This window comes from Variovorax sp. UC74_104 (assembly GCF_044055375.1).
In the GTDB taxonomy this organism is placed as follows: domain Bacteria; phylum Pseudomonadota; class Gammaproteobacteria; order Burkholderiales; family Burkholderiaceae_C; genus Variovorax.
Genome location: NZ_CP171978.1, coordinates 552,843 through 564,300, shown reverse-complemented (window position 1 = coordinate 564,300; position 11,458 = coordinate 552,843). Strand labels below are relative to the sequence as shown.

At 68.5% G+C, this 11,458-nt stretch carries 11 protein-coding genes and 1 pseudogene; 5 read left to right on the top strand and 7 right to left on the bottom strand.

Annotated elements, in window-relative coordinates; translation table 11 throughout:
* Window positions 1-23 precede the first annotated feature (23 nt).
* Window positions 24-869, bottom strand: a complete 846-nt coding sequence (locus tag ACHMXA_RS02775) for a thioesterase family protein (RefSeq protein WP_395318275.1) — start codon at window positions 867-869, stop codon at window positions 24-26.
* A 75-nt stretch (window positions 870-944) separates the two neighbouring features.
* Here ACHMXA_RS02775 and ACHMXA_RS02770 point away from each other — a divergent pair, with 75 nt between their 5' ends.
* Complete coding sequence (locus ACHMXA_RS02770; protein WP_395318273.1) at window positions 945-1,574, top strand: TetR/AcrR family transcriptional regulator; 630 nt, start codon at window positions 945-947, stop codon at window positions 1,572-1,574.
* A gap of 12 nt (window positions 1,575-1,586) precedes the next feature.
* On the opposite strand, the gene ACHMXA_RS02765 is transcribed toward ACHMXA_RS02770, so the two are convergent.
* From ACHMXA_RS02765 to ACHMXA_RS02750, 4 genes are all read right to left on the bottom strand, one after another.
* On the bottom strand, window positions 1,587-1,922 hold the full coding sequence (locus ACHMXA_RS02765) for a hypothetical protein (RefSeq protein ID WP_395318271.1): 336 nt from the start codon (window positions 1,920-1,922) through the stop codon (window positions 1,587-1,589).
* 59 nt (window positions 1,923-1,981) lie between these two features.
* Window positions 1,982-2,179: a hypothetical protein gene (locus tag ACHMXA_RS02760; RefSeq protein WP_395318269.1), complete on the bottom strand. Its 198-nt coding sequence runs from the start codon at window positions 2,177-2,179 to the stop codon at window positions 1,982-1,984.
* 114 nt (window positions 2,180-2,293) lie between these two features.
* A complete protein-coding gene (locus ACHMXA_RS02755; protein ID WP_395318267.1) occupies window positions 2,294-3,277 on the bottom strand; it encodes a tripartite tricarboxylate transporter substrate binding protein in 984 nt (327 codons plus the stop codon).
* Between the two features lie 3 nt (window positions 3,278-3,280).
* Window positions 3,281-6,229 carry a DNA topoisomerase III gene (locus ACHMXA_RS02750; RefSeq protein ID WP_395318264.1) on the bottom strand — a complete coding sequence of 983 codons (2,949 nt, stop codon included), beginning with the start codon at window positions 6,227-6,229 and terminating at the stop codon, window positions 3,281-3,283.
* 180 nt (window positions 6,230-6,409) lie between these two features.
* Here ACHMXA_RS02750 and ACHMXA_RS02745 point away from each other — a divergent pair.
* The 3 genes and pseudogenes from ACHMXA_RS02745 to ACHMXA_RS02735 form a co-directional block, all read left to right on the top strand.
* Window positions 6,410-6,775, top strand: a pseudogene (locus ACHMXA_RS02745) (SET domain-containing protein); the annotation flags it as partial.
* A gap of 335 nt (window positions 6,776-7,110) precedes the next feature.
* Complete coding sequence (locus ACHMXA_RS02740; protein ID WP_395318262.1) at window positions 7,111-7,926, top strand: biotin--[acetyl-CoA-carboxylase] ligase; 816 nt, start codon at window positions 7,111-7,113, stop codon at window positions 7,924-7,926.
* A gap of 11 nt (window positions 7,927-7,937) precedes the next feature.
* A complete protein-coding gene (locus tag ACHMXA_RS02735) occupies window positions 7,938-8,138 on the top strand; it encodes a sporulation protein (RefSeq protein ID WP_176665296.1) in 201 nt (66 codons plus the stop codon).
* Between the two features lie 18 nt (window positions 8,139-8,156).
* On the opposite strand, the gene ACHMXA_RS02730 is transcribed toward ACHMXA_RS02735, so the two are convergent.
* A complete protein-coding gene (locus ACHMXA_RS02730) occupies window positions 8,157-9,599 on the bottom strand; it encodes a sensor histidine kinase (RefSeq protein WP_176665295.1) in 1,443 nt (480 codons plus the stop codon).
* Between the two features lie 424 nt (window positions 9,600-10,023).
* Between ACHMXA_RS02730 and ACHMXA_RS02725 the strand changes: the two genes are divergently transcribed.
* Complete coding sequence (locus ACHMXA_RS02725) at window positions 10,024-10,704, top strand: hypothetical protein (protein ID WP_395318260.1); 681 nt, start codon at window positions 10,024-10,026, stop codon at window positions 10,702-10,704.
* Window positions 10,705-10,736: 32 nt separating this feature from the next.
* On the opposite strand, the gene ACHMXA_RS02720 is transcribed toward ACHMXA_RS02725, so the two are convergent.
* The gene (locus tag ACHMXA_RS02720) at window positions 10,737-11,411 is read right to left on the bottom strand and encodes a response regulator transcription factor (RefSeq protein ID WP_125950336.1); all 675 of its coding nucleotides are present in this window, start codon (window positions 11,409-11,411) and stop codon (window positions 10,737-10,739) included.
* Window positions 11,412-11,458: the final 47 nt, after the last annotated feature.

The window sequence follows — 11,458 nt, the reverse complement described above, 5'->3', positions numbered from 1 at the left end:
TGGGTTCTGTCCGCGTGGGCGATTCAGCCGCCGGCGGGCCGTTCGCGCAGCACCAGCGTCTGGGTGGCGATGCCGATCGCGCCCTGCTCGTCGAAGAGGTGGGACACGACCAGGCCCGCGCCGCCGCCGTGCACCTCGGAGGCCGAGCGCAGGCCGATCCACTCGCCCTGCGGCACGCGGAACAGGTTCATGCTCAGGTCGGCGTTGGTGAACAGGTAGCGATCGACCGGCAGCACCCAGCTCAGGCCGTTGCCGAAGTCGGCCGCCGCCGCGGCGCGCATGGCGGGCGAGGTGGCCGCGCCGTGCAGCAGCGGCACCGCGAGGCGGAACCATGCGGAACATGGGCCCGGCCGGGTCGAGTCGCCCTCGGCCACGCGCGTTTCCATGGCCGTGGCGTAGAACGACACGCCCTCGGGCAGGCCCGGGATGCGCACGCGTTCGGTGCAGTCGCGCGGCAGCGGCCGCAGCGGCTCCTGCGGCCAGCCCGGCAGGCCGGGCGGAAGCGCCAGCGACTGGCTCGCCAGCAGCAGCGCGTGCGCCCGCGCCACCAGCACCTCGCCCGCCAGCAGGTCGATGCCCACGCGCACCGTGGAGCGCGAGGCCTGCACCTGCGTGCGCGTGACGAGCGGCGCCAGCGGCACCGGCTTCACCAGCTCGAGCGTGAGCCGTGCCAGCTGCCAGCCAGGCCCCGGCGCGGCGCGCTCGGCCACGTGCACCAGCAGCGCGGCGGGCGCGCCGCCGTGCTGCGCGCGCGGGTCCCAGGGGCCGCGCGACGAGGGGCCGGGCAGCCATGCGTCCTCGCCCTGCGCGGTGTAGACGGCTCGATGGGCTGGATGGGATTCGTGCTGGTTGCTTTCGTCGTGTGCCATTGCAGAATGCCGTTCGATGGGTCCAAAAATTCTAGGAACAACCCGCCCGCGAGGTGTTCGGGTTCGGTGCAGCTGATGGCGACCGCCCGCGCCCCGGCCGTCGCCCCCAGGCGCAAGCCGCGCCAGTCCCGCGCGCGCCACACCTCGCAGGCGCTGCAGGAAGCCTTTGTTCGGCTTTTGGTCGAGAAGGGCTACGCCGCCATCACCATCCGCGAGATCGTGTCGGTCGCCGGCACGGGGCTCGGCAGCTTCTACGAATACTTCGCGAGCAAGGAAGACCTGGCGCGCGTGTGCCTGCACCTGCGCTCCAAGGCACTGCTGCTGGACATGCGCGCGGCAGTCGCCGCGCATGCCGGCCGGCCGCTCGCGGAAATCGTGGACGCGGTGATCGACGCGCAGCTGGAGGCGCACCGCGCGCAGCCCCTGGCCTGGGGCGCGCACTACCTGCTGGAGCGGCACCTCTCGGGCCCCGAGGCCTACCGCAAGATGTACGACCGCTTCGTGGCCGAGTGGGTGGGCGTGCTCGACGCGGCCATCGACCTGTCGCCGGACTGCCAGAAGAAGGAAGTCGCCCGCGTGTGCCAGACCATCATCTACGGCCTGTTCGCGCACCTGCACATCGGCACGGGCGGGCGGCCCGACCTGCAGGCGCTGTCACGGCAGCTGCGTGCCGCATTGCACGGCTACCTGAAGGGCGTGGCCTGAGGCGAGCCGGCGCTATCGGTCGTAGACCGCCAGCTTCAGCAATTGCCGAAGACCCTCGGCGACCAAGAACACCACGGCTCCGGTGAGCCCTCCCCAGAACAGCCAGCGCTCCCTGCGTCCGGACGCGCCCAATGCCGAAACCAGCACAGCGAGGGACAGGAAAAACAGACCCATCAACTGTGAGTCCGGCGGCAGTAGTGTGATTGTCTGGCTGCCGCGCCCCGGCCTGTAGGTGTAGCTGCCCGAAAAGAGTATCCAAATGCCGAAGAGCGCGGAGCCGATCGGCAGTAATGGACCCAGATACCGGATGACGAAGGACGGCTTATGTTCGCCTGCGGTTGCCTTCATGAGTCGAACGCTATCGGGCGGAAATGCTAGAACGAATGCATGCCGCGAACTGCCGGCGATCAGCGCGCGCTGCTGCTGTTCTTGTAGCCGCTGACGCTCGCGTCGATGGTGCCGAACACCGTGACGCCGCTGCCGCTGGTCGGCGTGGCGGCGGAGGAGCCAGCATTGCCGTTGCCGGCCGAACCCGTGCCGGCGCAACCCGTGGCCAGCACGCCCATGGCGATCGCGAATGCGGCGGCGATGAAAGACGACTTCAACGGAATCTCCTGGATGGTTGGACCGGGGCCACTATAGGCCGACCGCGTAAAGCGGCCTGTAACAGCACACCCGGCGCCGACAGGGTTGTTGGCGCCGGGCCGGGAAGCCTTGCCCTACTCGGGCTTGGCGCCCGAGGCCTTCACCGCTGCGCCCCACACGCCGATCTCGCTCGCCACGAAGCGGTCGAACTCGGCCGGCGTCGTCGGTGCGGACTCGGAGCCGCGCTCGCGGATGAAGTGGGCCATCTGCTCGCTCCTGAGGATGTCGGTCACCTCGCGGTTCAGGCGCTCGACGATCTCGCCGGGCGTGCCGCGCGGCGCCATCAGGCCGAGCCAGCCGACCGCCTCGAAGTTCTTCGTGCCGGCCACGCCGCTCTCGCGCACGGTGGGCACGTCGGGCAGCTGCGAGGAGCGCGTGGCCGAGGTCACGGCCAGCGCCACCGCGCGGCCCGACTTGATGTGCGGCAGCGCGGCCGTCACCGAGTCGATCATCAGCGGCACCTGGTTGCCCAGGAAGTCCGACTGCGCCGGGCCGCTGCCCCGGTACGGAATGTGCGTGATGAACACATGCGCCGCCGCCTTGTACATCTCGCCCGACAGATGCTGCGTGCCGCCGATGCCGGCGCTCGCGTAGCTCAGCCGGCCGGGTTCGGCCTTGGCGCGCGCGGTGAGTTCGGCCAGGGTGCGGATGCCGCTCTCGGGCGTGGCCAGGAACACCAGCGGCACCTTGGCGACGAGCGAGATGCCGACCAGGTCCTTGCGCGGGTCGAAGCCCGGCTTGGCGTAGAGCGTCTGGTTCACCGCCATCGCGCTGCCGGCCACCGCCAGCGTGTAGCCGTCGGGCTGCGAGCGCACCACGAACTCGGTGCCGATGTTGCTGCCGGCGCCGGCCTTGTTGTCGACCACCACCGGCTGGCCCAGCCGCTTGCCGAGCTGTTCGGCCAGGGCGCGGGCGAAGATGTCGGTGGCCTGCCCGGGCGGGAACGGCACCACCAGCTTGACCGGCTTGTCGGGCCACGCGGCGGCGTGCGCCGTGCCCATGCCGCCGAGCACCGCGATCGACAGTGCCACGCTCGTGGCGAAGTGCCTGCGCAGCATGGTTCAGGGCGCCGAGAGGTGCTTGCCCACGATGCCCGCGAGTTCGAACATCGTCACCTGGTCCTTGCCGAACACCGGCTTGAGCTTGGCGTCGGCGTTGATCGAGCGCTTGTCCTTGGCGTCCTGCAGGCCGTTGGCCTTGATGTAGTCCCACAGCTTCTTGACCACCTCGGTGCGCGCGACCGGCTCGTTGCCGATCACCGCCGCCAGCGCGTCGCTGGGCTTCAGGCCCGCGCCGGGCTTGCGCGGGGCTGCGGCCTTCTTCGCGGCCGGTGCCTTCTTGGCCGCGGGCGTCTTCTTCGCCGCTGCCGTCTTCTTGGCGGCGGCGGTCTTGCCAGCGAAGGTCTTGCGCGGCGGGAACTTGCTGCCTCCCTCGCGCGGCGCGAACTCGAAGGTCACCTTGCCCTCTTCCGCGTTCCAGGTCAGGAAGGCCTTGAAGGGACGGCGCGTGCGCATGCTCACGAACTTGTCGAGCAGGTCGGTCTTGCCGGTGGCCAGCAGCTTCTCCATCTGCGCGCGCTCCACCGGCTGCTGCAGGATGATCTTGCCGGTCTTGAAGGTGCAGCTCGGCGTGGGCTGCGAATTGGTGGGCACCGACTTCTCGCAGACGTAGTTGCTGCCGTGCTCGAACACCGGCGCGCCGCACACCGGGCAGGGGCCCACGGTGTCCTGGTCGCTGAAGTCGACGATCTCGCCGCTTTCCTCGTTCTTGTCGTCGCCGAAGTCGAACTCCAGCTTCCAGTTCTTCGCCTCCTCGTCGTACTTGATGACGATCTCGGAGGTGAAGGGCCAGCCGGCCTTGGAGCGGAAGCCTTCCAGCGGGCCGATGTGCTTGTCGCGCAGCAGCGCCTCGGCCTCTTCCACCTCGAAGGTGCGCCCGGCCGGCGACTTGCCGAACGAGAAGCCGCAGGCGTCCTCGCCCGTGCCGCTCTTGCCGGTGCAGGCGTAGCGGCGGTAGTTCTCGCGCACGATGCCGCCGCAGTTGGGGCACGGGGTGCGCAGCGTGGCGTAGTCGCCGGGCACGGTGTCGCGGTCGTATTCCTTGGCCTTCTTGACGATGTGCTCCGTCATCTCGGCGATCTCGCGCATGAAGGCGTCGCGGCTGAGCGCGCCCTTCTCCATCTGCGCGAGCTTGTATTCCCACTCGCCCGTGAGTTCGGCCTTGGAGAGCTCCTCCACGCCCAGGCCGCGCAGCAGCGTCATGAGCTGGAAGGCCTTGGCCGTGGGGATGAGCTCGCGGCCTTCGCGCAGGATGTATTTCTCGGCGATCAGCCCTTCGATGGTGGCCGCGCGCGTGGCAGGCGTGCCCAGGCCCTTCTCCTGCATGGCTTCGCGCAGCTCGTCGTCGTCGATGGTCTTGCCCGCGCCTTCCATGGCGCCGAGCAGCGTGGCTTCGGAGTAGCGTGCCGGCGGGCGCGTCTTCAGGCCCTTGGTGTCGACCGCCTCGGCCTTCACGATCTCGCCCGGCTTCACCGGCACGAGGCGCTTGCCGTCCTTGTCGTCTTCCTTTTCATCATCTTGGGCTTCCTTGCCGTAGATGGCGAGCCAGCCCGGTTTCACCAGCACTTTGCCGTCGGTGCGGAACGGGTACTTCCTGCCGCCCTGCTCCACCGTGCTGATGCGCGTGGTCACCTGGTATTCGGCACTCGGGAAGAACACCGAGAGGAAACGCCGCACCACGAAGTCGTAGAGCTTCTGCTCGGCCTCGCTCAGGCCGCTGGGCGCCTGCAGCGTCGGGATGATGGCGAAGTGGTCCGACACCTTCGCGTTGTCGAAGATGCGCTTGTTGGGCTTCACGTAGTTGCCGTCGATCGCCTGCTGGGCGAAGGGCGCGAGGTGCTTCATGCCGCTGTTGGCGAGCATGCCCATCGTCTGCTTGACGACAGGAAGATAGTCTTCCGGCAGCGCGCGCGAATCGGTACGCGGATAGGTCAGCGCCTTGTGGCGCTCGTACAGGCTCTGCGCCAGCGCCAGCGTGGTCTTGGCGCTGAAGCCGAAGCGGCTGTTGGCCTCGCGCTGCAGCGAGGTCAGGTCGAACAGCAGCGGCGAGGCCTGCGTGGTGGGCTTGCTCTCTTCCGTGACGGTGGCGGGCTTGCCGCGCGCGGCATCGGCGATGGCGCGGGCTTCCTGCTCGTTCCACACGCGGTCGGCGCGCTGCTCGGGGTCGGGCTCGCCGCTGGGCAGCAGCGGCGCGTTCGCCTTCTTCCAGTCGGGGTTGAACCACTTGCCCGGGTACTCGCCGGCCTCGGCGCCGAAGGTGCCGTGGATTTCCCAGTAGTCGCGCGAGACGAACTTGCGGATCTGCTCCTCGCGTTCCACCACCACCGACAGCGTGGGCGTCTGCACGCGGCCCACGGTCGTGAGGAAGAAGCCGCCGTCGCGCGAATTGAAGGCCGTCATCGCGCGCGTGCCGTTGATGCCCACCAGCCAGTCGGCCTCGGAGCGCGAACGCGCGGCATCGGCCAGGCCCTGCATCTGCTTCTCGGTGCGCAGCGCGTCGAAGCCGTCGCGGATGGCCTGCGGCGTCATCGACTGCAGCCACAGCCGCTTCACCGGCTTGTTCAGCCCCGACTTGCCCCCCGCATACTGCTCGATGAGCCGAAAGATCAGCTCGCCCTCGCGCCCCGCGTCGCATGCGTTGATGAGCTGCGTCACGTCCTTGCGCTTGGCCTGCTTGACCACCGCGTTCAGGCGCGTCTTGGTCTTGTCGACGGGCTTCAGGTCGAAGTGCGGCGGGATCACCGGCAGGTTGGCGAAGCTCCACTTGCCGCGCTTGACGTCGAATTCCTCGGGCGCCTGGATCTCGACCAGGTGACCGACAGCGCTGGTCACGACATAGCTGTCGTTCTCGAAATGCTCGTCATGTTTGTCGAATTTCCCTGCCACCGGCGTGAGAGCGCGGACGATGTCCTGCGCCACCGACGGCTTTTCTGCGATTACCAACGTCTTCATCAACAGTTCCTAAAAAAATTCGGGCCGGCGCCGGGCCGCCCCGAGGCGGCCTGCGGCCCCCTCGGGGGGCAGCGACGACACGCAGTGCAGGAGCGTGGGGGCCACATACAATCTGCGGCTTCCGCGTGCGCACGCGCACACGCGCATGTGTGTGCATATTCAAACTAACAGACTTCGGCGATGCCTTCCAAATCCCCACTTCCGGCCGGTCGTGATTCGCAGGCCACCGCGCTCCCCGAGGCGGAAGCCAAGGAGCGTTCCGGCGGCCGCCGCATCCAGATGCGGCGCTCCGACGTCCACGGCAACGGCGTGTTCGCCGTGCAGGATCTGGCCGAAGGCGAGACGCTGATCGAATACAAGGGCGAAGTCATCAGCTGGAAGGAGGCGCTGCGACGCCATCCGCACGACCCCACCCAGCCGAACCACACCTTCTACTTCCACATCGACGACGGCCGCGTGATCGACGGCAACGTCAAGGGCAACGATGCACGCTGGATCAACCACTCGTGCGAGCCGAACTGCGAAGCCGACGAAGTCGATGGGCGCGTTTATATCAAGGCGCTGCGCAACATTGCAGCCGGCGAAGAGCTCAACTACGACTACGGCCTGATCATCGACGAGCCGTACACGCCGAAGCTTCTTTCCGAATTTCCCTGCTGGTGCGGCTCGGAGCAGTGCCGCGGCACGCTGCTGACACCGAAGGATGAGGACGAGGAAAAAAAGAACAAAAAGAAGGCAAAGAAAAAAGCCGAAAAGAAAAAGGCTGAGAAGAAGGAAACCAAGAAGGCCGAAAAAAAGGCGGAAAAGAAGGCCGAAAAAAAGGCTGAAAAGAAAGCGGAAAAGAAATCCGCGAAGAAAGACAAGTCCGCCAAGGGCTGACCATGAGCAACAGCAGCACCGCCGACTGGTTCCAGGACCGGATCGCCGCGGCGGTCGCGCCGCTGCTGCCCGGCTTCGCGGTCGAGGCCGTGGCGGAAATCGACTCCACCAACACCGAGCTGATGCGCCGTGCGCGCGCGGGCCGCATCGAGCCCGTGCTGCTCGTGGCCGAGCGCCAGACGGCCGGGCGCGGCCGCCTCGGGCGCCCATGGCAGAGCGGCGCGCAGCAGGATGCGGCCGCATCGCTCACCTTCTCGCTCGGCATGCCGCTGGCGCCCGCCGACTGGTCGGGCCTGTCGCTGGCCGTCGGCGTGGCGGTGGCCGAGGGGCTCGATCCCTCGGGCGCGCACAAGGTCGGCCTCAAGTGGCCCAACGACATCTGGGTCGACGACCGAAAGCTGGTCGGCATCCTCATCGAGACCGCCCTGCCCTCCGACGGCGGCCCGGACGCGTCGCGCTACGTCGTGATCGGCATCGGCATCAACATCGGCGCGCGCGAGGGCGACGGCATGCGCACGCCGCCGGCATGGCTGCACCAGTGGCGCCCCGGCGCCACCGCGCCCGAAGTGCTGGCCGAGCTGGCCGGGCCGCTGGTGCGCACGGTGCTCGACTTCGAATCCCGCGGCTTCGCGCCCTTTGCCGAACGCTTTGCCGCGCGCGATGTGCTGCGCGGGCGCGAGGTGACGCTCAGCGATGGCACCGCAGGCCTGTGCGAAGGCGTGGCCTGGGGCGGCGAGCTGCAGGTGCGCACCGACGCAGGCCTGCAGCTGATCTCCAGCGACGAAGTGAGCGTACGCCCCCGCGGCATGGCTTTCTGATCTTCGCCACCATGAAGCTGCGCCTGATCCTCGTCGTACTGCTGCTGGCCAATGCCGGCTACTTTCTCTGGGCGCGCGGCGACCTTGCCGGATTCGGCCTGGCGCCGGCCGGCCTCAGCGAGCGCGAGCCGCAGCGCATGGCGCGGCAGATCCACCCCGAGTGGCTGCAGATCCGCAAGGAAGCGGCGAAGCCCGCCGCGCCGGCGCCGTAGTCAGTTTCCGCGCCCGCCTCAGGAGGGCTGCTCGCTCTCGAAGCGCACCGTGAACAGCGCCCCCGGCGGATGCCTGCCCGGATGCGCGTCCTCCAGCTTCACCTGCGCGCGGTGCTGGTTCGCGATCTCCAGCACGATCGGCAGGCCCAGCCCCGAGCCGTCGGCCTCGTTGCCGAGCACGCGATAGAAGGGCTCGAACACCAGCTCGCGGTCGGCCTCGGCGATGCCGGGGCCGTTGTCCTCCACCTGCAGCAGCAGCACGTGGCCGAAGGGGTCGGCCAGCACGCGTACGGTGATCAGGCCGGGGCGCTCGGACGTCGAGGGCGTGTAGTTGATCGCGTTGTCGACGAGGTTGCGCACCAGCTCCTTCAGCAGCGTGGGGTTGCCGTCGAACACCACGCCCGGCGCGCCGGGCTCGGCACCGTCGTAGCCCAGGTCGATGCGCTTCTCGATCGCGCGCGGCACCGCTTCGCGCACCACCTCGATGGTCAGCTTCGCGAGGTCGCAGGGCTGGTGGTGCGCATGGGCGCTGTTGCCCTCGGCGCGCGCCAGCGACAGCAGCTGGTTCACGGTGTGCGTCGCGCGCTTGCTCGCGCGGCCGATCTGCTTGAGCGACTGCTTCAGCTCGTCGGCGTTCGCGCCCTCGCGCTGCGCCAGGTCGGCCTGCATGCGCAGGCCCGCCAGCGGCGTCTTCAGCTGGTGCGCCGCGTCGGCCAGGAAGCGCTTCTGCGTGCCGATGGAATCGTTGAGCTTGTCCAGCAGCTCGTTCACCGACGACACCAGCGGCACCACCTCCAGCGGCACCGAGGATTCGTCCAGCGGGCTCAGGTCGCCGGGGCGCCGCTCGCGGATGCGCGCCTCCACCACCGACAGCGGCTTGATGCCGCGCACCAGCGCCAGCCAGATCAGCAACACCGCCAGCGGCAGGATCGCGAACTGCGGCAGCAGCACGCCCTTGATGATCTCGGCCGCCAGCACCGACTGCTTCTCGCGCGTCTCGGCCAGCTGCAGCAGCGTAGGCGGCACGTCGTCGGTGCCGCTGGAAATCCACATCGAGGCCACGCGCACCGGCTGGCCGTGCACGTCGCTGTTGTGCAGGAACACCTGGCCGGGCGGCAGCGGCTCGTCGAGGCCCGGGTGCGGGATGTCGCGCTCGCCGCTGAGCAGGTTGTCGTAGCCGTCGAGCAGCTGGTAGTAGACGTGGCCGGTCTCGTCGGCGCGCAGGATCTCGCGCGCCGACTGCGAGAGCACGAACTGCGCGTGCCCCTCCTTCATCGTCACCAGCTCGGCCAGCGCCTTCACGTTGTGCTCCAGGGCGCGGTCGAAGGGCGCGTTGGCGATGCCCTGCGCCACCAGCCAGGTGACGCCGATGCTCACCGGCACCAGCAGCAGCAGCGGCGTGAGCATCCAGTCGAGGATCTCGCCGAAGAGGGAGCGCTGCGCGCGCTGGAAAAGCTTCAAGGGTCGAGTTCCCTGGGTGTTGAAAAAATATCCGTCGAGCGTGAATTTGTGGTGCCGCTCGAATCATCTTGCGGGCTCCGATCCGGCCGCGTGGTTGTAGCCTCGGCGCGCAGTTTCTGCAATTCAAAAAAATCTGAGGGAATCAATCATGAGGATCAAATCACCGGGCGGTTGCCCAAGGCCGCTCCGGGTCGCCGCGACCGTGTTCGCCGCGGGCGTGGGCATCACTGCATGCGGCGGAGGTGGAGGAGGTGGAGGCGGGGGGATGCCTTTGCTGCCGCTCCCAACGAGCTCGCCGGCCCCGGCACCAGCGCCGGCCTCCGCGCCTGCACCCGCTCCGGCCCCGGCTCCCAACCGCGACCCCGCGCCGGGCAGCGAGCCCTTGCCGTCCCTGAGCGCGCCTCAACCCGGTTCGACGGCAGCGGTGGGCAACGACAGCGAAGGGATCTACGGTTCGCTGGTCAACCTCGGCTTCGTCGGCGCCGACGGCTCCGTGGCCGCCAAGTTCGTCGTCGGTACGCTGTGGGGCTCGATCAAGGTCTCCGGCCTCGACTGGTCCTTCAACCCCGATACGCTGCACTACTTCATCAGCGCCTCGCCCGTGACGGGCTCCGGCACGTTCGTTCCGAAGAAGACCATGAGCGGAACCTATGCCTATGGCTCCCGGGAGCCGTCGAGCTTCGGGCCTCTGGGCTATGCCGCGGAGAACGCGCTCGCGGTGTCGCAGGAAAGCGTGATCGGCAAGTGGGCCAACACGGACACGAGCTTCGGCATCAGCGTGACGATCGAGGTCGACGACAAGGGCGCGTTCACCGGCAAGACGGTGGGCGTGCAGATCGGCACCTGCAACATCTCGGGCACGATCGCGCAGGCGCAGCCCGGTACGGCCAAGAACATGTACGGCCTCGTCGTCAATGCGGTCGATGCCGCCACCGAGGCCAAGGACGCCTGCAAGCTCAATACGACGCTGCCTTACAAGGGCCCGGCAGCCATCGGCCTGGTGCCTGCCGGCAACTTCGAGAGCAATGGCTTCTTCCGCAGCATCATGTTCCTGATCCGTACCAGCGACGGCTCGACGCTTACGGCCGGCCTGCGCAAGCAGTAGCAGCCAGCCGCTTGCGCGGGTTGTGCCTCGGTTCAGTTCTGGATCTTCTCGAGGCAGTAGCCCAGCCCGCGCACCGTCGCGATGCGCACCGGGCCCTTCTCGATCTTCTTGCGCAGGCGGTGGATGTAGACCTCGATGGCGTTGAGGCTCACTTCCTCGCCCCATTCGCACAGCCGGTCGACGAGCTGGTCCTTGCTCACCAGCCGGCCGGCGCGCTGCAGCAGCACTTCGAGCAGGCCGAGTTCGCGCGCCGAGAGCTCGATCATCTTGCCGTCGATGGTGGCCACGCGGCCGGCCTGGTCGTACACCAGCGGGCCGTGGCGGATGGTGTTGCTGGTGGCGCCCATGCCGCGCCGGGTGAGGGCGCGCACGCGAGCCTCCAGCTCCTGCAGGCTGAAGGGCTTGGCCATGTAGTCGTCGGCGCCGTGGTCCAGGCCCTTGACGCGCTCCTCCACGCTGTCGGCGGCGGTGAGCACCAGCACCGGCAGCTGCGAGCCGCGCGCGCGCAGCCGCTTGAGGATCTCGATGCCGTGCAGGCTGGGCAGCCCGAGGTCGAGGATCAGCAGGTCGAACTCGTCATGGGTCATGAGCGCGGTGTCGGCTTGCGAGCCGTTGGCCACGTGGTCGACCGCCGCGCCCGAGGTGCGCAGGCTGCGCAGCAGGGCATCGGCAAGCACCTGGTCGTCTTCGGCAATCAGAATCCGCATGCGCCACCTCCGGCCTGTTTCGGGTGTCGGGCGCCCCCGGCGCCGTT